Source organism: Deltaproteobacteria bacterium, from assembly GCA_026129095.1.
Taxonomy (GTDB): Bacteria; JAGRBM01; JAGRBM01; order JAGRBM01; family JAHCIT01; genus JAHCIT01.
This window is the reverse complement of the sequence record JAHCIT010000003.1, coordinates 225,727-247,865: the sequence shown is the minus strand read 5'-3', so window position 1 is coordinate 247,865 and position 22,139 is coordinate 225,727. Positions and strand designations below refer to the sequence as shown.

22 protein-coding genes are annotated in these 22,139 nt (G+C 62.7%); 14 read left to right on the top strand and 8 right to left on the bottom strand.

Features of this window, described 5'->3' with window-relative positions; translation table 11 throughout:
• The first annotated feature begins 8 nt into the window (after window positions 1-8).
• The 4 genes from KIT79_06035 to KIT79_06020 are packed head-to-tail and all read left to right on the top strand — an operon-like array spanning window position 9 to window position 3,816.
• The gene (locus tag KIT79_06035) at window positions 9-806 is read left to right on the top strand and encodes a ParA family protein (protein MCW5828858.1); all 798 of its coding nucleotides are present in this window, start codon (window positions 9-11) and stop codon (window positions 804-806) included.
• Entirely contained in the window at window positions 755-1,393 is a 639-nt protein-coding gene (locus tag KIT79_06030; protein MCW5828857.1) for a hypothetical protein, read from the top strand. The genes KIT79_06035 and KIT79_06030 overlap by 52 nt, the downstream gene beginning before the upstream one ends.
• A 36-nt stretch (window positions 1,394-1,429) precedes the next feature.
• Entirely contained in the window at window positions 1,430-2,599 is a 1,170-nt protein-coding gene (locus KIT79_06025) for a chemotaxis response regulator protein-glutamate methylesterase (protein MCW5828856.1), read from the top strand.
• Entirely contained in the window at window positions 2,596-3,816 is a 1,221-nt protein-coding gene (locus tag KIT79_06020) for an FAD-dependent monooxygenase (GenBank protein MCW5828855.1), read from the top strand. Before KIT79_06025 ends, KIT79_06020 begins: the two co-directional genes overlap by 4 nt.
• Here KIT79_06020 and KIT79_06015 read toward each other — a convergent pair.
• Window positions 3,782-4,387 carry a methyltransferase domain-containing protein gene (locus KIT79_06015; protein MCW5828854.1) on the bottom strand — a complete coding sequence of 202 codons (606 nt, stop codon included), beginning with the start codon at window positions 4,385-4,387 and terminating at the stop codon, window positions 3,782-3,784. The two genes, KIT79_06020 and KIT79_06015, sit on opposite strands and share 35 nt — an antisense overlap.
• A 50-nt stretch (window positions 4,388-4,437) precedes the next feature.
• On the opposite strand from KIT79_06015, the gene KIT79_06010 reads away from it, so the two are divergent.
• Window positions 4,438-5,082, top strand: a complete 645-nt coding sequence (locus tag KIT79_06010; protein ID MCW5828853.1) for an HAD-IA family hydrolase — start codon at window positions 4,438-4,440, stop codon at window positions 5,080-5,082.
• On the opposite strand, the gene KIT79_06005 is transcribed toward KIT79_06010, so the two are convergent.
• The 7 genes from KIT79_06005 to KIT79_05975 all read right to left on the bottom strand — a co-directional run bounded on the left by KIT79_06005 (window position 5,072) and on the right by KIT79_05975 (window position 12,710).
• Window positions 5,072-6,535: a hypothetical protein gene (locus KIT79_06005; protein MCW5828852.1), complete on the bottom strand. Its 1,464-nt coding sequence runs from the start codon at window positions 6,533-6,535 to the stop codon at window positions 5,072-5,074. The two genes, KIT79_06010 and KIT79_06005, sit on opposite strands and share 11 nt — an antisense overlap.
• Before the next feature lie 9 nt (window positions 6,536-6,544).
• Window positions 6,545-7,276 carry a dethiobiotin synthase gene (bioD, locus tag KIT79_06000; protein ID MCW5828851.1) on the bottom strand — a complete coding sequence of 244 codons (732 nt, stop codon included), beginning with the start codon at window positions 7,274-7,276 and terminating at the stop codon, window positions 6,545-6,547.
• Window positions 7,273-8,694 carry an adenosylmethionine--8-amino-7-oxononanoate transaminase gene (gene bioA / locus KIT79_05995; GenBank protein MCW5828850.1) on the bottom strand — a complete coding sequence of 474 codons (1,422 nt, stop codon included), beginning with the start codon at window positions 8,692-8,694 and terminating at the stop codon, window positions 7,273-7,275. The genes bioD and bioA overlap by 4 nt, the downstream gene beginning before the upstream one ends.
• A gap of 3 nt (window positions 8,695-8,697) precedes the next feature.
• Complete coding sequence (gene bioF, locus KIT79_05990; GenBank protein MCW5828849.1) at window positions 8,698-9,915, bottom strand: 8-amino-7-oxononanoate synthase; 1,218 nt, start codon at window positions 9,913-9,915, stop codon at window positions 8,698-8,700.
• Between the two features lie 26 nt (window positions 9,916-9,941).
• Window positions 9,942-11,045, bottom strand: a complete 1,104-nt coding sequence (gene bioB / locus KIT79_05985; protein MCW5828848.1) for a biotin synthase BioB — start codon at window positions 11,043-11,045, stop codon at window positions 9,942-9,944.
• Window positions 11,046-11,171: 126 nt separating this feature from the next.
• Window positions 11,172-11,876, bottom strand: coding sequence for a methyltransferase domain-containing protein (locus KIT79_05980; protein ID MCW5828847.1), 705 nt, complete (start codon window positions 11,874-11,876; stop codon window positions 11,172-11,174).
• Window positions 11,877-11,969: 93 nt separating this feature from the next.
• Window positions 11,970-12,710 (bottom strand): TetR/AcrR family transcriptional regulator, encoded by a 741-nt coding sequence (locus KIT79_05975; GenBank protein MCW5828846.1) that lies wholly within the window; start codon window positions 12,708-12,710, stop codon window positions 11,970-11,972.
• 629 nt (window positions 12,711-13,339) lie between these two features.
• Here KIT79_05975 and KIT79_05970 point away from each other — a divergent pair.
• The 9 genes from KIT79_05970 to KIT79_05930 all read left to right on the top strand — a co-directional run bounded on the left by KIT79_05970 (window position 13,340) and on the right by KIT79_05930 (window position 22,136).
• Window positions 13,340-13,732, top strand: coding sequence for an RNA-binding protein (locus KIT79_05970; GenBank protein MCW5828845.1), 393 nt, complete (start codon window positions 13,340-13,342; stop codon window positions 13,730-13,732).
• Between the two features lie 181 nt (window positions 13,733-13,913).
• The gene (locus KIT79_05965) at window positions 13,914-15,416 is read left to right on the top strand and encodes a hypothetical protein (GenBank protein MCW5828844.1); all 1,503 of its coding nucleotides are present in this window, start codon (window positions 13,914-13,916) and stop codon (window positions 15,414-15,416) included.
• A gap of 120 nt (window positions 15,417-15,536) precedes the next feature.
• Window positions 15,537-16,634, top strand: coding sequence for a 3-isopropylmalate dehydrogenase (gene leuB, locus KIT79_05960; protein ID MCW5828843.1), 1,098 nt, complete (start codon window positions 15,537-15,539; stop codon window positions 16,632-16,634).
• A 7-nt stretch (window positions 16,635-16,641) separates the two neighbouring features.
• Window positions 16,642-17,649, top strand: coding sequence for a hypothetical protein (locus KIT79_05955; protein MCW5828842.1), 1,008 nt, complete (start codon window positions 16,642-16,644; stop codon window positions 17,647-17,649).
• A 50-nt stretch (window positions 17,650-17,699) separates the two neighbouring features.
• Window positions 17,700-19,694, top strand: coding sequence for a hypothetical protein (locus KIT79_05950; protein ID MCW5828841.1), 1,995 nt, complete (start codon window positions 17,700-17,702; stop codon window positions 19,692-19,694).
• A complete protein-coding gene (locus tag KIT79_05945) occupies window positions 19,691-20,479 on the top strand; it encodes a hypothetical protein (protein MCW5828840.1) in 789 nt (262 codons plus the stop codon). The genes KIT79_05950 and KIT79_05945 overlap by 4 nt, the downstream gene beginning before the upstream one ends.
• Window positions 20,480-20,545: 66 nt before the next feature.
• Window positions 20,546-21,067 carry a hypothetical protein gene (locus tag KIT79_05940; protein MCW5828839.1) on the top strand — a complete coding sequence of 174 codons (522 nt, stop codon included), beginning with the start codon at window positions 20,546-20,548 and terminating at the stop codon, window positions 21,065-21,067.
• Window positions 21,067-21,867: a tRNA pseudouridine(38-40) synthase TruA gene (gene truA / locus KIT79_05935; GenBank protein ID MCW5828838.1), complete on the top strand. Its 801-nt coding sequence runs from the start codon at window positions 21,067-21,069 to the stop codon at window positions 21,865-21,867. Before KIT79_05940 ends, truA begins: the two co-directional genes overlap by 1 nt.
• Window positions 21,864-22,136: a BolA family transcriptional regulator gene (locus KIT79_05930; GenBank protein ID MCW5828837.1), complete on the top strand. Its 273-nt coding sequence runs from the start codon at window positions 21,864-21,866 to the stop codon at window positions 22,134-22,136. Before truA ends, KIT79_05930 begins: the two co-directional genes overlap by 4 nt.
• Window positions 22,137-22,139: the final 3 nt, after the last annotated feature.

The window sequence follows — 22,139 nt, the reverse complement described above, 5'->3', positions numbered from 1 at the left end:
TTGATATCGTGGGCATCACGCTGGCTATAGCCAATCAGAAGGGCGGTTGCGGCAAGACAACCACCGCCACAAGTCTGGCCGCCTGCTGGGCTATGAACGGCTCGCGGGTCTTGCTCGTCGACTGCGATCCGCAGGCCAATGCCAGCTATTCATTCGGCCTACCGGTTGCAGCAGCTCCGGTAACGCTCTGGAGCCTGTTCGAGCGGCCCGATCTTGGCATCGAATACGGCCTCTACAAGAAGGGCAATCTCCACCTTTTGTGCGGTTCGCCCCAGCTCGCACGAGCCGAGCGCGAATGGCCGCCCGGGTACACGTCTCTGTTTCGCCTCTCCACGCTGCTCGGCCGGGCTTCTGGTGACTATGACTATATCGTTATTGATTGTCCCCCGAGCACCGGGCTTCTCACCCAGAATGCGCTGGCGGCGGCCGACCGGCTGATCGTGCCGGTGGATATCGGGTTCTACTCGCTGATCGGCATCACGCAGCTTTTGGCCCGTATCGAGGAAGTCCGGGAAGTGAACCCGCGGCTGGAGATCCTCGGTTTCGTTCTCACCCAGTATGATGGGCGTGCCGGATTGAGCTCCAGTGTCCGCGAACGGCTGGAACAGTCTTACCCGGGCAGGGTATTCCAGTCGGTTATCCGTCCGACTGTGCGGCTCAAGGAGGCTCCATCGCACGAGCTATCGATATTCGAGTATGACCCTAATGGAAATGGTTCCCGGGACTACCGGGCGCTCGCCCTGGAGGTGGAAACATGGCTAAAAAGCGCGGCACGCTCGGCAAGGGCGCCGAGTCAATCGACCTGAAGGAACCGCACGGACTGGCCCCGATGGTGGCACCGCCACCTCCTCCGCCGAAGGAGGACGGGAAGCCTGTGGCGCCGCCTGTACCGAAATCTCATGCGCGGGAACCGGACCCGGCTGATATTGCCGTGCCGGCCGCGGCAAGCTGGCTTAGCGATGAGCCGGCCATTTCAAAGGCAAAACCGGCGCCGATTGAGCCCGTTCAGGAGAAACCGGCCGCGACGTCGGCCAAGGCACCGGAAGTCCGGAAGATTGATCTCTCGCTGCTTCCCTGGGTCGTCAAGAAGCAGATCGCTGGCGAAACCGACCGTGAGGATCTCGATTTTCGCGTCATTTTCGCCGTGAAAGGCCATGCCCACTGCCTGGTGATGGAAGGACACCGCAACGACTTTGGGAGGGTCTATGCCGCCGACCATGCCGATCTGAGCAACCGGTATGTCCGCTGGTCCCAAAGCGATTTTTCCCGCCTTCCATCGGACGAGGCGCTTCTGCTGGTTCGTGGCGATGTGGAAGGGGTGCTCGTTGAAAGTGCGGGCTATGCCCTGGAACTGGGCTCACTCGATGACCTGCTCGACTGGTGCGGCTACTGATGATGCGGCAGATATTGTAACCGGGGCGAATGCGGCATGGGGTCAGCGCCATCGAATGAGCCGATCAAGGTCATCATCGTCGATGATTCCAATTTCATGCGCCGGGCCATATCCAACCTGATCTCACGGGATCCAGGAATACAGGTAATCGCCACGGCCCGCGACGGTTACGAGGCGGTTGAGCTGGTCAGGAACCTGGAGCCGGACGTCGTTACTCTCGATATCGAAATGGAGGGCATGTCCGGCATCGAGACGCTGGAACAGATCATGCGCGTCCATCCGGTACCGGTCCTGATGGTGAGCGCCTATACGTCGCAGGGCGCGGCAGTGACGGTTGAGGCCCTTCGGCTTGGGGCCGTCGATTTCATCGAAAAGCCGTCTGGGGTCGTATCCGTAGATATCCACACCATTTCGGAAGCGTTGATCAGGAAGGTCAAGATCGCCGCACGAGCACAGCCCCGACCCCTGCTGGAACGTACCGTCGAGCCCCGGCGGTACAAACCGGCCACACCGGGGACGATCTCGGTTTCGGGACCGGTCCCCGCATCATCGCGGCCGCCGGTGCTGCCAGCGAGTGGAATCCGGCCGGTACCGGCAGAATTTCCGCCGGTAAAAATCGTCGCGGTCGGGTCTTCGACGGGCGGTGTTCAGGCGCTTCAGCATCTCCTGGGCGGACTGCCAGAAGATTTTGAACTTCCGGTGGTCATTGTCCAGCACATGCCGGCCAAGTTCACCCGGTCATTTGCGGCGGATCTGGACCGGACGGTCCCGCTCATGGTCCGTGAAGCGGAAGACGGCATGCCGCTGAGGCCGGGTGTCGCCTATGTCGCTCCCGGAGGTATTCATACGATTGTGGCCCCCTTGCAGGACCGGCCGAACCAGTTCTGCATCCGTCTGACCGAAAATCCGGCGGAATCGCTCCTCAAGCCATCGGCGGATGTGCTTTTTTCCACAGTGGCCGAAGTGTTCGGTCCGGCAGCCATCGGCGTCGTGCTGACCGGCATGGGAAGCGATGGAACATGGGGGATGAAACGGATCCGGGAAGCCGGCGGTTACAACGTCGCACAAAACCGGGAAACGTGCGTCGTCTACGGGATGCCCAAGTCGGCTATCGAGGCTGGCGTCGTGGATGAAATACTCCCGATCCAGTCCATTCCGGAACTGCTGGTTTTGCATGCCCGGCAGCGGATCCGGAGCAGCGGGTGACCACCGCCCAGGGCGTGGATGTCGCCGTGGTGGGAAGCGGTCCTGCCGGCATGTCCACGGCGATCTCGCTCAAGCGGCTCGCGCCACAGCTTTCCGTCGTTGTTCTTGAAAAGTCGGTTCACCCCCGGCCCAAGCTATGCGGCGGCGGTGTTTTGGGCCGTGCGGTCCCTCTCTTCAATGCGCTCGGGCTTGACCTGCACAAGGCACCGGTCGAGGCCGTCCGGGCCGGGCATGTCGATATACGATTCCGGCAACGGCAGATCACGCTCAGCGAGCCGGAGATGGTGTTCGTGTTCGAACGGTCCGCCCTGGACCACTGGCTTGTCCGTTCGGCCCGCGGGCATGGCATCGACATCAGGGAGCACTCGCCCGTCAGGGCCATATCCGGGAAGCCGGGAGGGTTCAGTATCGAAACCACGTCCGGTGCCACAATCCAGGCGAAAGTGATCGTTGGGGCAGACGGTGTGGGGAGTATCGTGCGGCGGACGTTTGTTGAGCCGGTATCACGGGGGCTTTCCCAGCTTGTGCAGGTGGAAGCCCCACTGAAAGCCGCTCCGCCAGACACCCTTCGGTTCGATTTTACGGCCATCCATGACGGCGTGAACGGCTACTCGTGGCTGTTCCCCGAACGTGACACTGCCGGAAACCCTGTGGCCAAGATCGGCGTGTATTCGCGGCATGGGCGTTCTCCGGTCCCGCTTCGGGACTACTGCATTCGGACGGCCAGCCGGTATGGATATGACGTGTCGCCAAAACAGGTCCACCACTGGTCTTTCCGGGAGTTTGCCGCCGGACACTCCCGGTATTCGGCGCCCGGAGTTCTGCTGGTGGGTGATGCCGCCGGTTCTGATCCGCTGGTGGCCGAAGGGATCCGCCAGGCGATCTGGTGGGGACAACTGGCGGCGGAGCATATTTGCCGGAAGCTGGGACAGGACGGGGACGTGACCCTGCGGGGATATGAACGGGCAGTGAACAGCTCCGGGCTTGGAATCGAACTGAAGCGCAACCGGTTTTTTGCCGACATGCTGTATTCGCCGCTGCACCCGGTTGGACTTGCCGCGGGTTTTTATGAACCCCGGATACTGGAAAAGGTGTTCGCCTGGGTGGCTGGGCGCAACGACTATGAAAACCTGACGGCCGCTGAAACAGCGAAAAAGGCCATCAAGGCAGTCGGGCGGCGGATTATCGGACTCTCCGGCCCAGCCAGGCGGCGGTGACGCGACCGTCCGGTAGCGGCCCCTCACGGCTTTCCAGGGTTTCGAAGCCATCGAAAAGTGTGGGGAGTTCTCCCGGTTCCAGCAGGAACTCCCGCGGACATTTGGGGCTAACGGGTGCATCAAGCTGGCCGGTTGTGTAGGTCTCAAAGCAGATGAGCCCGCCGGGAACCACGGTCCCGGCGATCTTCGGAATGAGGGGCCGCTCCAGATAAAAGAAATCGATGACAAGGCTGAACACAGCCGGCGCCCAGTCCCAGTCGTAGGCACTCGTTCTCACGGTCGTGATGTCCAGCCGCTCTGCCTCTGCGAGCTTCCCGAGACGCTCCAGTGCGACACCGGAGATGTCCAGCGCTGTGACGTCGAAACCGCGGCGGGCGAGGGCCAGTGAGTTCCGGCCCGGTCCGGCGCCGATGTCGAGGGCAGTGGCTGGAAGGCTAATGAGCCTTTCGATCGTTGGATAGCAGTGGAGCAGCCAGTCCGACGGCCCGCGGCCGAACAGATCAGGGTTCGATCCGTATTTCGAATCCCATTTGATTCGGTCGGGGTGGTCCCGGTATTCCTTGCCCGCCATCGGATCGCCTCCTGCACGGTTTGTAGGTGGCCCGGCCCCAGGAGGGAAACTTGCCCCGTTGTCACCTGATTGTTTTCGACCTGGACGGGACGCTGGTTGATTCCAGTGTCGATCTCGCCGATGCCGCCAACCACACTCTTTCGGTATTCGGATTTCCCCCGAAGCCGGTTCCCGAGATCGCCCGGTATGTGGGCGACGGCGCCCGGAAGCTCGTGGAGCGGGCGCTCCCCGCCGGAGTTACGATCGATCTCGACGAGGCGGTCAGGGTATTTCTTGGGTATTACGAAGAAAGCTGCACCCGCCATACGCGGCTTTATTCCGGAATGGACACGCTTCTCCATGCCTGTGCGGGTATCCCCAAGGCGGTGGCGACGAACAAGCCCAAGCGGTTTACGGACAAGATACTGAAGGCGCTCAGGGTGGAAGGCGAGTTCATCCAGATCGAATGTGGCGATACGGTCGCAAAGCCCAAGCCTGATCCGGAAATGCTCCGGAAAATCCTCGCTCCACGCAACATCGCCCCCATGGCGACGTTCATGGTGGGCGACAGCAGCACGGACGTGAAGACGGCCCAGGCGGCAGGGGTTGTCAGTGTCGGAGCGGCCTGGGGTTTCCGGGGACGGGAAGAGCTGGAAAAATCCGGGGCCAACTACATCATCGAGCGGCCAGTCGACCTGGTGCAGCTTATCGGCTGACCGGCGGCCGCCTGAATTCAGACCAGCCCGCCACTGGCGCCTCGTACAGTTTGAGGTTCAGCAACTCTTCGATCTTGCGGATCGTCCCATCTGACGGCTGTGCGGCGCGGACCATCAGCCGCCCATGCGCCGAAAGCATGGGCTCATGCCGGTCGAGCAGGGCGAGCATTAGGTCGTCGTCAGTGGGCTGGGCTGGGCTGCCGGGTGTGCCGGCCAGCCGTACGAGGGCCTGCCGTGCCGGTTTGCGTGAGGGCGGCATGGCCGCAATCAGATGAAAGCCCGGATCATCTCTCCGGCGCCCGCGTTCGATATATAGCTCCGGCACTTCCAGTTCGATATGTGCCACCGGGTATTTTTTCAGCAGCCGGTCGATGTGGACCTGCACTTCTCTCACACGTGCGAGGAAGTCTTCGGTTTCGCCGTCGAGCGTGTCGATCAGGTTGGCAATGGCGCCGGGCCGGATCCGGGCACCAAGCCGGACGGAAAGCCATAGGTTTGCAACGTCGCGGAACCGGCTCAGGCCGAGTTCCAGCCGGTTCCTGGCTCCCCGGTTGGTCGCCGTGGGCCCGATCGAAAGCAGCGTGAGGTCGTTGCCGAGAAGCTGAAGCTGCTCGGCAAAGTGGATCTCAAGGAAACTGATCTGCGGATTTGGCAACGCTCGCGGACGGGGCAGGCCGGGATCACGGGACAGCTCCGTCACAAATGCATGAAGCCCCGGTTCGCCGGTGAGGAACCGGATCTCGCCTGCCAGACTGCGCGGCCGGATGGGGCTGCTGGGCAGGGCGGCTTCCTCGAACCGGTCAGGGAATTCGCGCCGCTCGACCACGAACAGCAGGGGATGTCCGTATTTCAGCGCCAGTTTCCGGGTCCGGGAATAAAGGGAGCGTACTTCGCTCGCCAGGAACTCCCCGGCAATCAGTGTCCGCTCCAGGGGAGCATCACCAGTGATGTGGTCAAGGGTGGCCGGATCAGACGATTTTGCCGCAGGCAGGAGGGCGCGCTCCCAGGGCCCTCCATTTTCAGCACAATGCCCGCCCAGAAAACCGGACACTCTGGCGAGATGGCGGCGGTCCACCATAAGGTAGTTGAGTTCAGGATCCGGAGCGGCCAGCGAGTACAGTTCCAGCCGGCTCTTGAAGAAGATGAGAAGCCACGGCAGCTCCCGGTGGAACCCGCGGCCAAGCGCCATCTGCCTGACCCGTGCTTCATCGGCATCAGGGGCTGCTTCGGCTGCCAGGGCAACAATGTCGCCACCGGACCGGATGATCGCCTGGAAACGAAGGGAGCTCGCGGATGCGGCGTCTGTCACCGTTTCCAGATCGGAAAAGCCGAGCATTCTCAGGCAGTCAGTCGCGCCTTCGGGATATACGGTCCGGGCCGGGGAAGCCTGCCGGTCCATTTCCTCGATGAGGCGTGGCTGGAACAGGGAGTTGTGAAGAACCGCTGAAGGCACTTCGGAACCTCAGAGTCCGAATATACGCTTGAGGGCGCTTTCGTCCAGTGCCTTGCGGACAGTTTCCAGATAGTGCTGGCGGCGGTAGGCACCAAGATCACCACTGAGGTGCGGAATTTCGCCCAGTACCGGAATCTTGGTCCGGCGGCGGACATCTTCCAGATTCGTTTCCAGAGACGGATCAGCGGCCGGATCGGCCGCACTGACCCGGTTGAGTATGATGCCCGCCGTCTTGATCCCCCGGCGATCCAGGGCTTCCAGAGTCAGCAGCGTGTGGTTGATACAGCCGATCTTTGAAGCCACGACCAGAATTACTTTTGCCTTGAGCCGGCTGATAAGATCGGCCGTATTCAGCTTGTCGGTGAGGGGGACCAGCAGGCCGCCGGCCCCTTCCACCATCACTACCTTTTTCCCCTCGCCCATGCGGGCCCGGGCATCAAGTATGCGGTTAAGATCGATCCTGACTCCCTCTGATCCGGCCGCAGCCTCAGGAGAGAGTGGAAGCCGGAACCGGTAGGGACAGATGTCGTCGATCGGCCCGCTGTACTTGATGGCATCGGACAGCAGCGAGGCGTCGTTGGCCAGCAGTGCTCCCCGGTGTTCCTGGCAGCCCGTTTCCACCGGCTTCAGGGCGCCGACACTGAGGCCCTGATCCCGCAGGTACCAGATGAGTCCGCAGGTGACGAATGTCTTGCCAACGCCTGTATCAGTCCCGGTGACGAAGTAGGTTTGCACGCTCACTGCCTGGCAATCTCTCCGGTAACGTGCTCAAGTCCATCGAACACAACGTCGCAGAGTCTATCCAGTTCTTTCGGCGTGATCGACAGTGGCGGCATGAAAATCAGCGTATTGCCGAGCGGCCGGGTAATGACGCCACAGCTACGGGCGAATCTGGTGACCCGATGTCCGGTCCGGAGCTCCGGTGGGTACTCCAATTGTGGACGATTCCGGTCCGGGATGAGTTCGATACCGGCCATGAACCCGCACTGACGGATGTCGCCCACGTGGGAATGGGATGTGATGGATTCCAAACGTCTACGGAGCTGGGCGATCTTGGGCTGGAGTCTTTCCAGCGTCTTTTCCGTCCGGAACAAATCAATGGAGGCGCAGGCCACCGCGCAGCCGAGCGGATTGCCTGTATAGGTGTGGCCGTGAAAGAAGCTCTTGAACTCCTCGAACCGTCCCTTGAAGGCATCGTAGACCTTTTCGGTGGTAAGTGTTGCGGCGACCGGGAGGTATCCGCCGGTCAGTCCCTTGGCGAGGCACAGGAAATCGGGACTGACGTTCTCCTGCTCGCAGGCGAACATGGTTCCGGTACGGCCGAATCCGGTCGCCACTTCATCCAGAATGAGAAGGAGCCCGTGCCGGTCGCACAGTTCGCGGACCAGTTTCACGTAGCCCTTGGGCTGGAGGAGCATGCCGGCGGCTCCCTGGACCAGGGGTTCGATCACGACCGCGCACAGTTCGTCCCTGTATTTTTCAACGCCCTGTTCCAGCTCGCGCAGGGCGGCGCGGTCGTGATCCTCTCCGGGCCAGGGATTCCGGAACCTGTACGGTCCCCGGATACGCCGGGTTTCAAACAGGAGTGGCCGGAATATTTCGTGGAAGAGGTCGATCCCGCCAGCCGAAACCGATCCGATCGTGTCACCGTGATAGGCATTGGTAAGGGTGAGGAACTTCGTCCGGCGGGTACCGGCACCCCGCGTGAGGCGGGAATACTGGAAAGCCATCTTGAGGGCGATTTCGACGGCCGTCGAGCCTGAATCAGAGTAGAAGACCCGGCTGAGGCCATCGGGTGCCAGAGCGGCCAGCTTTTCAGCCAGTTCCACCGCCGGGACGTTCGACAGCCCCAGCATCGTCGAGTGGGAAACCCGGGCCGCCTGCCGGTTGAGGGCACGGTTCAGGACTGGATGGTTGTGGCCATGAACGGTGCACCAGAGTGACGAAACGCCATCCAGATACCGGTTTCCCCGGACGTCATAGAGCCAGGATCCTTTTCCCTTTTCGATGATCAGGGGTTCTTCCAGTTCCCATTCCTGCATCTGGGTGAAGGGATGCCATATGTTCCTGAGATCGGCGGCGGCGAGGCTGCGGGCCCGTGATCCCCGTGACCGGGAGGTACGCCGCCGGGCGGGGCGTTTCGGTTTCCTCACCGGCATGGGTCAGTGGATCACTCCATGCCGCTGGCAGGCCGTGGCAATCGCAGCGGCGGCGCGGTCCAGATCGGCTTCCGTATGGGTCGCCATCACGGTCGTGCGGATCCGGCAGGTTCCGGGCGGGACGGTCGGCGGACGTATGGCGATGGAAAAGAAACCCTCGTTCCAGAGATCCTGGGCGATGGCGAGCGTCCGGTCCTCGGGGCCGATCCTGACCGGCACGATCGGAGTTACCGAACCGCAGATGTCCAGCCCCGCCGACACGAGCCGGTCCCGGTAGCGGGCCGAAAGCCGGTGAAGCCGGGCGATCCGGTCCGGCTCGGATTCGAGGATGTCGAGCGCCCGGATCACCCCCGCGCAGACCGCTGGCGGCAGGGCTGTCGTGAAGATCAGCATCCGTGACTTGTTGATGAGGAAATCGATGAGCCTGCGGCTTCCGGCGGCGAAGGCGCCGAATCCGCCCAGAGACTTGCCCAGTGTCCCCATCACGATGTCGATTTTGCCCGTCAGCCCCAGATGATCCACCAGGCCCCGGCCGGAGCGGCCGAAAACACCGGTCGCATGGGCCTCGTCAACCATCGTCCACGCGCCGTAGCGCCGGGAGAGATCGGCGATTTCCCGCAGTTTCGCCACATCGCCATCCATCGAAAAGACGGCGTCGGTCACGATCAGCTTGTGCCGTGCGGCGGTTTTTTTCAGCCGCCGTTCCAGGTCATTCATGTCGGAGTGGCGGTAAATCTCCTTCTCCGCGCCGGAGAGCCGGCAGCCGTCGATGATGGATGCATGGTTGAGCTCGTCGGAAAAGACGGCATCACCGGGGCCCAGCAGCGAGGAGATGATGCCCACATTCGCCATGTAGCCGGTGTTGTAGAGAACGGCGGCTTCGGTCCCCTTGAAGGCGGCAAGCCGTTCTTCCAGCTCCTGATGCCGGTCCATTGAGCCGCTGATGTGGCGCGAGGCGCCGGAACCCGTGCCATCGGTGCGCAGGGCTTCGCCGATCGCCTCCGAAATCCGTGGATCGCCGGCGAGCCCCAGGTAGTTATTCGATGCCAGCATCAGCAGTTCGCGGCCGGCAGCCTGGACAGTGGGTCCCTGAGATCCCGTCACCGGGCGGAAAAACCGCCAGCGGTTTTCGGCACGGACGCGATCCAGTTCTGTTTCGAGGTAGTCCTCGAACGAGCCGGTCTTTTCAGCCGGTATCTGCGTGGGCCGGGGTGGTGTCATTGGCGGGATGTTTTCAGGCTGTGCCTTCAGTTCGCGGGCCGATCGATCTGGTAAAGCTTCTGGCTCGGGACTGCCTGCCTGACTTCCGTCGCCGGTGTTTTCACTTCCATGGGCTGCTTGGTCTTCACATGGCAGCCGTCATCCTTGATGCGAAGTCCTTGCGCGGCGACCATCTCCCGGTCGTGGAGATAGTTGCGGTTAGAAGTAGTGAGGTAGTTCCCCATCATGAGCCCGGAAGCGCCTGCCCTGAATATCTCGTCCTGCCGGTTGCCCAGAGTCACTTCGCGGCCGCCGCATACGAAGCTGGGCGTGCCGGGCATCATGAGACGCATGACAGCAATCACCTTGAGCGCCTCCTCGGCCTCCATCGGCTTCAGGTGGCCGAGCCTGGTCCCCTTGATGGGGTTCAGGAAGTTGATGGGGATCGAATCGACGTCGAGGTCACGCAGCGTCTCCATCAGTTCGACGCGCTGTTCGCGGTTTTCACCCATGCCGAAGATGCCGCCGCAGCAGACTTCAAATCCCAGTTCCTTGGCCATCCGCACCGAGTTCACCTCGTCGTCGAAGCTGTGGGTCGTGACGATGTTCGGAAAGTGGCTCCGGGCCGTTTCCAGGTTGTGATGGAAGTGGACCATGCCGGCCTCCTTGAGGCGCAACAGGTCTTCCCGCTTCATCAGGCCGAGCGAGGCACAGCTCTCCATGCCCACCTCGTCGTTCACGCGGCGAACGGCATCGACGAGCGTGTCCACTTCCTCCGGCCGGTACATACCGGTTCCGGCGGTGACGATGGAAAACTCCCGTCCGCCGATTGCCTTCCGTTCCCATGCCACATTCACGATGTCGTCTGCCGACATGAGCGGGTAGGTCGTGACGCCAGTGTCCTTCTGGTAGTAGGCACTCTGGGCGCAGAAGCCACAGTCCTCGGCGCAGTTGCCCGACTTGGCATTGACGATGGTACAAACGGAAACGTCCTTGCCGAACATCTCGGCCCGGACCCGGCTGGATGCGGCATAGAGCAGGTCCAGGTCTTCCGGTCTTTCGAAGCCGATGGCTTCGATGGCTTCTTCGCGGGTGAGCGGATTCGAGCGGAAGTCCCGGTCCTTGAAACCGAGGGCGAGTGCGGATGGCATGTGGCGGTTTTCCCCTTGCTTTGGCGGACATCCCGGCGGCGTTGCGCTTCCGGGTGAGGGCGAGCTTACGAAAGAGGCCCGAAACTTGTCAACCGGTTATCCGGTCCCGGTTGACAATCTCCGGTATCAGCCTGGCCGGGTTCCCCGCAGGAGAATCCGGCTGAAGGTAAAGAGGTAAGGGCGTGTGTCAGGAAGTTTGTCTTTCAGGCGGGTCCGGTAGTCGTTCATGAACCGGATAAACAGATCCGTGTCGAGCCGTGTCTCGTAGGCGGTCAGCAGCGATCCGCGGTACCATTCGGCCACCGCCTCGCGGGTTTCCAGAAGGTGCACATAGACCTTCAGCATGACAAGGGGATTTGCGAAACCCAGTTCGTGCAGGATAGCCGCGTAGGTTTCTGGCAGTTCGACACCGTATTTGAGGTTCCAGCCCTGTAGAGCGGTCCGGTACGGTTCACTCATCGCCAGTTCCGTTGCCGCAAGATGCGACGGGTGAAGGTGGTTCGCCGGTATCTGGGCGGCGAAGGAGCCGCCGGGCTTCAGTGCCCTGAAGAACCGGCCAAAGAGGGTGCGGTGATCCGGAAGCCAGTGCAGGGCGGCATTCGAGAAGATCAGGTCATACTCGACCTCTCCGGGAAATGAGGCAATGTCGCCTTTAACAAACCGGAGTCCCGGCGCCTCATGATGGCGGCACTTCTCCAGCATGGCCTGCGAACTGTCGATGCCGGTTGTCTCGCCAGCCTGAACCGCCTCGTGGAGCAGCCGAGTGATCTCTCCGGTGCCGCAGCCCAGGTCAATGGCCCGGCCACCCGGGACGGGTGCCACCAGCGACATGAGATCGAATGCCGGCTGGAGCCGCTCGGTCCGGAACCGTTCGTACTGGTCGGGGTTCCAGGCGTCAGGTTTGTCTGGCACCGCAACTGCCGGTCAGGGTCTCAGGGCGTTCAGCATGAACCGGAAGATAACCGCCCGGCCTTCGGAATCGAGCCTCCGGGCCTCGCCGCGCCACAGGTAGTTGAACACTAGGCCTTCGACGCCGCTAACGACGGCGAGCAGGGTCATGTCGCTCGGCGTGTGGCCGGGATATACCTTTGCCGCGAGTTCGCGGAACATCTTGATGAACTCCTGATGCACACGATCCCGGCGCTCCAGCATCTTCGGCCCCCCGGCGGCGACCTCGTTGACGATCACGCGGGCCACATCGCCCCCGTTTGTGAGCATGAAGAGATAGGTATCGAATGCCTTTTCGAGGCGCTTGAGCGGCTCGTTTTTGGGAACGGCGGCGGCCGCCTGCCGGATTGAGCGGATCGTGGCGGAAGCTCCCGTGTCGTACAGCTCGCCAAGCAGTTCGTCCTTGTCCTGAAAATGTATATAGAAGGTGGCCCGGCTCATGCCGGCCGCCTTCACCACATCCTCCACGGCGGTGTCGGCAAACCCCTTGGCGGCAAAAACCTGGGCAGCGGCGGTGAGCAGCTGAAGACGCTGGCGCTCGGAGCGGTCCTGTGGGGAGAGATCCCGCCGGTAACGTCCGCGGGGGAGGGCACGCTCGACATTTGGCCTGAGATTGCCCGGAATCCTGCCGGGTGGAGGGGTATAGTTACTTGCGGAAGTACTTGTTTGCGCGGCGGCGTCGGCGGGGCTTCTGGTGCTGGTCGGTCGGGTTTGCATATGGGCCTCCCTACAAGAACACAACTGTTTTATTGTGATTTGATGCACCCTGTCAACATAAAAATAATGGCGTTCTACTAGTCGTTCGTGAGGCGTGGTGAGGCGTGGTGAGGCGTGGTGAGGCGTGGTGAGGCGTGGTGAGGCGTGGTGAGGCGTGGTGAGGCGTGGTGAGGCGTGGTGAGGCGTGGTGAGGCGTGGTGAGGCGTGGTGAGGCGTGGTGGCAGATTAAAATCCCCTGTATTCATACTGGTATGGCCCTATTGAGCCACCGGAGAGTGAAGATGGGCCTTCCCTGGAAGACGGGCAAGCAGGGCAAAAAGGGACGAAACGAACGGCCTTCATAATTATTTTCAGGCCCCATCGCCCTTTACCAGGTGAACGTCTACCCTCCCGTTCAGGCTGGGCAGGGCCTGACGAATCTGCGATAACTGATGACTCTCTTGTTCGAGATCCCGAGCTCCAGAGTACAAGTGACCCCGGTTCCCGAAGACCCTCCAAAAGAAGCAAGTTCGCATTTACCGTTCCGAAGTGTCCAGCCCGGTACGTGCGATCTTCCGGCCCAGGTTTCCGGCGGGCAGCCGGGACCGGAGGGGGATGTCGGGCCTGCCACTGTTGGAGTTCCAAGTTACATGAGAGTCTTCGTCGGGAATCTTCCCTACAACGCAACGTCAGAAGATGTACAGCGCTTTTTCGAGGAGGCTGGCTGCGAAGTCACGGGCGTCAAGCTCGTGACGGACCGCGAAACCGGCCGCTCGCGGGGCTTCGGCTTCGTCGAGGTCGCCGATGGCGACAACATCCGTGAGACCGTGGACGGTCTGAACGGCAAGGCCCTGAACGGCCGCAACCTTACCATCAACGAGGCCCGCGAGCGGGCTCCGGGTGGCGGTGGAGGCGGCGGCTTCCGCGGTGGTGACCGCGGCGGGCGCGGCGGCTACGGCGGTGACCGTGGTGGTGACCGCGGCGGGCGCGGCGGCTACGGCGGCCGTGACCGTGGTGATCGCGGCGGGCGCGGCGGCTACTAAGCTCCGTTCCTTCGAACCAGTAAAGACCCGGAACACCGAAAGGGGTTCCGGGTCTTTCTGTTTGCATGTTTGCAACTGGATGAACCGGCCTCAACCGGCAGCATTTGCCACGGCAAAGGGCTCGGCTACAGTTGCGCTTCCGGTTATTCAGGCTTTCTGGTTTCGAGGGGTAGGCAAACTCATGCGGATTTTTCCATACGGAATGGCGGCGATTCTGTGCGCGGCAACGGCCGCCTTGTGGCCTGCTCCGGCGCAGGCGCAGGAGGCTCCGGCGGCCAAGTCCCTCCGCCGGGAGATCGACCCGGTGGTGGTATCGGGCGATCCGGTCAAGCCGCTCTGGGGCAGGAAGATATCCAGCCTGCGTCTCCAGGTCCGCCGTGATGGCGCCTGGGCCGCGATCCCGTTCCAGATCGACAAGGTGGACGGTGACGGCGACTATTTTATCGCCACCAGCACGATACCCCAGGAAATCCGGGACGAAACCGGCTTCGAGGATGTTCCGGAGGAGAAAAAACGGGCCCGGCGAATCAAGAAGTTCGAGGGCGAGCGGAAGAAGCTGGAACGCCAGGTCGAAGAGGGAAAGCTGACGCAGGCCGAACTCGACGACCGGAGACGGAACGCCTACTTCGAGGAGGATCTCGAAAAGCTCGACTATAACGACGAGGTCGTCTTCATGGGCCGCGATGCCGGGGATCAGGCGTCCTGGGACACCTGGCCATCACCTGATGGCGTGGAACTGGAAATCACCGATCCCCTGGACGGTGGCAGGGCCTGGGCCTACCTGTTCTTCTTCGCATCCAGTCCGCCGCCACTCAGCAAGGATGACTACATCACCTATCACCCGGAGCGGGATTTCATCGTGACGCGCCTTTCCGAGATCGACTTCAACGACGAGAACCCGATGCTGGTGGAGAGCATCGTCGGCAAGCCGCCCGGAAGCCCGGTCATTCCGAACGTGCTCGACCGGTTCAAGATGCGGATCCGCATCAGGCCGATTGGCCTGTTCTGCGCCTCGCTCAATTTCGACGAGAACAACGCGAGGGCTTTCACCATCGGTTACAAGGATGGGCCGGTTCGGCTGCTCCGTCGCAATATCTTCTGGATCGTGATCGCCGGTGTGCGCCTGCCGTTCGCGCCCAAGATCGTCATGTATTTCAAGTTCTACGAGAACGGGCTGGCGGCGTCATCCGACCTGTATGTGCCGTTCAATCCGAAGTATTTCGTTTGTGAAGGCAGCCGGTTCACCGCCGGGCTCGACTTCCGTAAAAATACCTACGGGGCCAGGGTATTCACCAAGGACAACAAGGATCTGGTGATCGACGGCAAGATGAGCCCCGCCGAGATCGACCGGGTGAAGCCGAACCAGGACTGGATCGCCGGCTACCTGCCCAGCCGGGCGGCACTCATGTCGCGCATGATTTACGATCCGGAGATGGTCAGGCACGGCGCGAAGATGGATTTCCATTTTCTCGACGACGGGGAACTGGAGGACAAACCGGAGCATGAGCCAGGGCAGCATGTGATCGGCTACACGATCGATGTGAAGAACTTCCCCAAGGGCAAATACTACGTCGGGTTTTCCATCTACACGGCCTACGATTTCGAGCCGGAGCAGGTGCAGGAACTCCTGAATGTGGATGACAACCCGCTGAAGGTGACGGGGCGGCCCGGCGGATCCAACTAGGGGAAATCCCCCCGCCGCGATCCCTTTACACTGACGGCATCTGGGCTAGAGTCGCCGCCCTTGGCCCCGGCCGGACCGGCCGGCGGGAGCCGACTTCATGCGAAGGGACAATTTCCGCCCATGACAATCAAACTGGCAGTGCTTCCCGGCGATGGTATCGGACCCGAGGTGGTCGGCGCAGCACTCGAAATCCTCGACAGGGCCGAGTCGCTGTTCGGCTTCAGGACCGAACGCACGACTTACCTTGTGGGCGGCTGTTCCATCGACAAGCATGGCATTCCGCTGACTGATGAGGCGATGGCTGGCATCGCCAAGGCCGACCTCGCGCTGTTGGGCGCGGTGGGCGGCCCGAAATGGGAGGGGCTCAAGTACGAGGTCCGGCCGGAACGGGCACTGCTCAGGCTCCGGGCCGAGCTCGGCCTGTTCGCCAACCTCCGCCCGGCGACGGTTTTTCCGGAGCTGGCCGATGCGTCGTCGCTGAAGCGGGAGATCGTCGAAGGAGTTGATGTCCTCGTTCTCCGGGAACTGACCGGCGGGGTCTACTTCGCCAGACCGAAGGGCGTCACGAAGAACGAGCAGGGCGAGCGTTATGGCGTCAACACGATGGCCTACAGCGAGAGCGAAATCCGCCGGATCGTGAAACTGGCCTTCGAACTCGCCCGCCTGCGCCGCAAGAAGGTGACGAGCGTGGACAAGGCGAACGTGCTGGAAGTGTCCGAGTTGTGGCGCAACATCGCCATCGAGCTGCACAAGGAGTTTCCCGACGTCGCGCTGGAGCACATGTACGTGGACAATGCGGCGATGCAGCTGATCCGCAATCCCCGCCAGTTCGACGTGCTGGTGACGGAAAACCTCTTTGGCGACATCCTTTCCGACGAGGCCGCCATGCTGACCGGCTCCATCGGGCTGCTGCCGAGCGCATCGCTGGGCCAGGCCTCCGGCAACAGCGGCATCCGCTACGGCCTGTACGAGCCGGTCCATGGTTCGGCGCCGGATATCGCCGGGCAAGGGAAGGCCAATCCCATTGCGACCGTGCTGTCGGTGGCGATGATGCTCGACTATTCGCTTGGGCAGCAGAAGGCCGCCCGCGCCATCGAAAAGTCGGTCCGCGACACGCTGGCCGCCGGGGTCCGCACGCCGGATATCGCTGTGAAGGGGCAGGCGGCCGCATCCACCCGCGAGATGACACGTGCACTGCTCGACCACCTGAAGGCCTGACGCAGAAATGGCCGCCACTTCCAGAGGCCCGTTCCGGATCGGCATCGCCGGCGCGGCAGGTGTTCTGGCCGAGGAACTGCTCCGGACGCTCGTCACGCGCGAATTTCCGGTGGCCCGGCTCCGGCTGTTTGAATCGGACGACCGGCTGGGCAGCGACATGGGGTTCGGGAGTTCCATCCTCCCGATGGAAACACTGTCGGACGAAACGCTGGAATCACTCGATATCATCGTCTTCGCCGGCCCTGCCAGCGTGACTGAAGAGTGGGGCGCGCAGGCAGCGGAGTCGGGACTGGCCGTGCTGGATTTTTCAACTCCGCCCCGGCCGGGAACCGTACGGGTGAGCCAGCTCGGCGGCCGGGTTCCGGCTGGCGCTCCGGTGCAGGTTCCCTCGGCAACTGCGGCGATACTTGCCCTGGTCATTGCGCCGTTGCAGCAGGCCGGGTTCCGGATCGAGCGGCTCCGCGTGGCCGCTTCGCTTTCCCTGAGCGAAGCGGGCCGCGAGGGCATCGAGGCGCTCTCCGGAGAAACACGCCAGCTTCTGGCGATGGAAACCCCTGAAGCCAATGCGCGGTACCGGGGCCGGCTGGCCTTCAACGTGGTGCCGGGCGCGCAGATGCCGGGCGCAGCGGACCCGGAGAAACGGGCGGCCGATGAACTGGCAGAGCTGATCGGCGTCGAGCGGGCGAGGGTGTCGGTGATGAGCTCCTTCGTGCCGGTTTTCTACGGGAACACCTATGCCGTGGAACTGGAAACCACACCCCGGCTCGATCCGGCAGAACTGGGCGATCTTCTGGAGGCAGCCGGGCGTGTCGAGATCTGCGATGAGGGCGGTGACAGGCTGCTTCCGCCGCTGGCCAGCGAGTTCGTCGGCCGCGAGGAGTTCGGGGTGGGACGCATCCGGGCGACCGGGACCGGAATCCAGTTCTGGGTGGCCGCCGACAACGTGCGGGTGGTGGCCGACAATGGAATCCGCTTGCTGGAACAGTTGCTGGGTCTGGAAACTACTGAAAATTAAGGCTTTTTCAGTGTTTTTTCTGTAGTGCATCGGTTAAATTCCTCACTCGAATGAAGGAACTCACTTCATTTTCTGGACGCCGGTCATCCGGGCTGATTGCCGCCGTTCTGGCCGTTGTGCTGGGACTTCCGGGGCTCGCCGGGGCTGTTCCAGAGGATATCCGCGCCACCATTCCGGTCGGTACCACCGGTTCGGCCGCCAGGGGATCGGTTTTCGATGCCAGCGGCCGGTTTGTGTTCGTGATCGATTCGGCCGCCAGCCAACTCAGCATCATTGACCGGTGGCGGCTGGAGGTGCGCTCCACGTTCAACCTGCTCGCCGCCTGCGTGCCGGTTGATCTCATTCGCGCCGGAAGCCGCCTCTATGTTTCCTGTTCGGGCCTCGACCGGGTGGAGGCGCTGGATATTTCCGGTGTTACCGGCGACGCCCCGGAGATCACCCGCCTCGTCTCCATCGGAGTCCCCGCCGGCGACAACCCCGGCCCGCTGGCCTATCACGCCGGTATTGACCGGGTGCTGGCCGGAAATCGCGGCACCGCCAAGTCGGTCTCGGTGATCGACAACAGCGTCGCCACGCCGGTCAAGGTCGGTTCCGACATCACGGTTTGCAACGGATCCGATCCCCACGGCATCGGTGTTGCGGCGAACGGCAAGGTGTATGTCTCGTGCGGTGACGGCACGATAGATGTCCTGAGCGGTTTCCCCGCCACTCCCGGTGTTCTCACCAGCCTGAGCGGCGTCCCCTTGAGCGGGTTCATTCCCTACGAGATCACGGGAATCGGGGGCACCTATCTTTATGTCGCCTATACGAACGGCGGGAACACCAATGCCGGATACATCGTCATCAACACAACGGACGACACGCTCTGCACGAACAACCAGCATGTCGGGGCCGGTGCGCTCTCGATGCTGGCGTTCACGGACACGGACAGTACGCCCGACCACCACCTTGCGTTCCTGATCGAGACCGGGGCCGTCTACACGGTGGTCTACACGAACGTGAACGCAGTGGAGGCCGGCGCCTGTCCGGTACCCGGACCACCGGCGGTCAACAACGTCCTGCTGGACATCCCCTCCGAGACACCGATGTTCACGGGCCGGCGGCGGATGGCGTTCGACGAAAGCCTGCTGGTGCTGCCCTCCAACGGCGGGCGGGTGTTTGCCGTTAGCTCGGCGCCGCAGTTCCTTCCCGGCTTTGCGGAACTGGCGTTCGCCACCCACAACAACACGATCGGTACCGACCCGCTGTTCGATCCGGACGGCGTGGACGGCGACCGGCCGCTATCCCCCGTGTCCCTGCCCTTCACCACGGCGGCAGGCTCCAGCCTGGACCCGGTATCGCTGGAAGTGACGCTCTATCCGTCGGGCAACGTGCTCACACTCAATGCCGTCTCGGCCTCCGGCGGGAACATCCAGATTTCCGCATCCGACCTGGAACTCCTGACCGAATCGCAGGTGGTCGAGGCCCGGTTCGAGGCCGCCTCCACGGGCGGCGACAGCGTCATCCAGCTCATGCGGATACTGCGGCTGGACCTGGAGCGGCCGGCGAACATGTCCGCCCCCGTCGCCCAGTCCACCGGGACATTCGTCGCCGTCCAGTGGAGCAGCGCCAGCGACACCTGCCCGAGCGCAGATGCCACTGTCTGCGCCGGACTCCGTTCAGGCCCCGGACAGGTAATTTCAGGCCCCGGCACCTACATCGTCCGCATCCAGTCCACTTCCGATCCCTCGGTGGTGCGTTACGCCGCAGTGCCCGCCCCGGCGACCTCGACAACCATTGGCATCACGGGGACCGGCTTCGGGATAGACGAGACCTGGCTCGCTGCCGTCGCCGTGCGCGACCGTGCGGGCAACCGCAGCGCCAGCTTCTCGGGCCAGAGCTACAGCTCCCCGCTTCCCATCGGCGCGCTGGCCCTGTTTGGGGAGGACGGCGGGTTCGGCTGCCAGACCGGCCGTTCGGGAGCCCGGCTTGCACTGCCGATGGCGGTCTTTCTGGTTATCGGAGTGATGCGGGCCACCAGACGGCGGAAGGGAATGCGCCCGTGAGCCACCGGTTTTTCCGGTACCGGGTGATGCTGGCAGGGCTGTCGGCTCTCTTCGGCGTACTGGCAGCCGGTTCCCCTGCGCTTGCACAATCCGGGAATCCCGACCTGGACAGGATCGGCCGCGGCAGGCGGTACCTCTATTCGCTGGAGCTGGGGTATTCCCACTTTTTCCCTTACCAGCGGATCTTCGAGTCCTCATACGGGAACGTGAATCCCGGCGCGGTGGTCCGGTTCGGTATCCTGGCGCCGCGGCTTGTTGCGCAGACCTTCGGGCAAGGGCACAAGGACATGGGCAGTCTCCAGTTCTCGCTCGGAGCCGGATACAGCTACTCGGAGCGCAAGAATGTCTCGGTGCTGCCGGACCTCAAGGACCGCATTCACGGCATTCCGCTGGACCTGACCGTTTCCTACCATGCCCGTTATTCGGAGAGGCAGTGGCTCTGGCCCTCCTTCGGCGTGGGGCCGGACTTCGATATCTATATCAACAAGGTCGATCTGCCTTCGCAACCCTCGCTTGCGGGGACGACCAAGGGGATGAAATACGGCTGGCATGCGGAAGTGCAGCTCAATCTCTCGCTGAACCGGTTTGACCGGTATGCCGCCACCACGGCGCGGCGGACCGGCTTGCACGACACCTCTATCTTCGCCCGCGGCCGCTGGCGGAACGCATCCGCCCCAGGCGGCGGCCGTATTACCGATCCCGTTACCGGTACGACGATCCGGGGCGAGGGAATCCGCTTCACCGGCTGGGTGGTGGACGGCGGGATTTCCTTCCTGTTCCGGTAAGACCGGGGCCTTGCTGGATTTTTGCCGCCCGCGGGGGAATGATCCGCGCCGGGGAGCTTCCTTCCGATGCAGACGTTCATGCAGGAACATGTGGCGCCGTACTACCTGTACATCAAGTTCGTGCATGTGTGCGCCGTGACGCTCTGGGCCTGGAGCACGTCGGTCGCCTTCTACTGGTTTGTCCGCCAGGCCCATCTGGACTGGCGGCGCAACCGGTCGGACGCCGAACTGAGGCGCCGCAAGGACTGGACGCTGGAGCAGTTCGACCGGGGCGCTTCCATTGAGCATATCGCCTTCGGTGTGGCCATCGTGACAGGTTTGATGATGTTCTTTGCCGCCGGATGGGGGCTGGACCGGCGGTGGCTCCTGTGGAAGCTGGCCATTGTCGTGCTGATCTTCATTCCAATGGAGATTCTCGACATCTGGCTGTCCCACATGGGCGGCAACAAGGAAAAGACGCGGCTGGCGGGGAATCCGGATCGCTATGAATCCCTGGTGAGGTTCCACTGGCAATTCTTCCGGGTGGCGTCTCCACTGGTGGCGGTATTCATCCCGGTGCTCCTGTTCCTCGCCATCGTGAAACCCTGATGCGAACCATCGCCCTTGTGATCGAGTATGACGGCACGGCCTATGTGGGCTGGCAGAGCCAGCAGAACGGCCCGTCCATCCAGGAGACGCTGTGCCGGGCCCTGGAGCAGCGTACGGGCGCGCCGGCCAGTCTGACCGGGGCAGGGCGGACCGATGCCGGTGTGCACGCACTGGGGCAGGTGGCCACGTTCGGCACCGCACAAGGTGCGCCACTCACTGCCTTCCGTGAAGGCCTTAACGTGCTTCTTCCGGCGGATATTCGCGTTGTCGAGGCGCGGGAAGCGAGGGAGGGGTTCCACCCGATCCGGTGCGCGGAGAGCAAGATTTATCTCTACCGCCTGCTGCTGAGGGGTGTTGGATCGGCTCTGGAACATCACCGGGCGTGGAAGCTTCCGAAAGAGCCGGACGTGGGAGCCATGCGGGAAGCCGCAAAGGCGTTTATCGGGACGCACGACTACACGAGTTTTTGCGCCGCTGATGCCGAGCCGAACCGGACCAAGACCCTGACCCGGATTGACATCATCGAACACGCGGGTTTGACGGCACCGGAGCTGCACATCGAAGTCGAGGGGTCCGGTTTCCTCAAGCAGATGGTCCGCACGATCACGGGAAGTCTAGTAGACGTGGGGCGGGGCAAGCGGCCGCCCGGCTGGATCGCTGAAACGCTCAAGGCCCGTGACCGGCGGCTCGCGGGGCTGACAGCGCCGGCCTGGGGCCTTTATCTCAAGCAAGTAGGCTACGCCCCTGACTGGTTTACCGGCTCCACCGGCCAGTTTCCGGTGACGGAGGAAGAACCGTGAATACCGCAGATACCATCCGCCGGATACTGGCCGAAAAGTTCCAGCCGACGGTGCTTGAAATCGACGACGACTCCGCCGCCCATGCCGGTCATGCCGGGGCACGCCAGTCGGGCGGGGGACATTTCGCCGTGCGGATCGAGAGCGAGCGGTTCCGGGGACTCGGACTTGTGGAGCAGCACCGGCTCGTCAACGAGGCCCTGAAAGACCTGCTGGGCGACGGCAAGATTCACGCACTGGCGATTACAACAAGGATACCGGCGAAAGGCTGACTG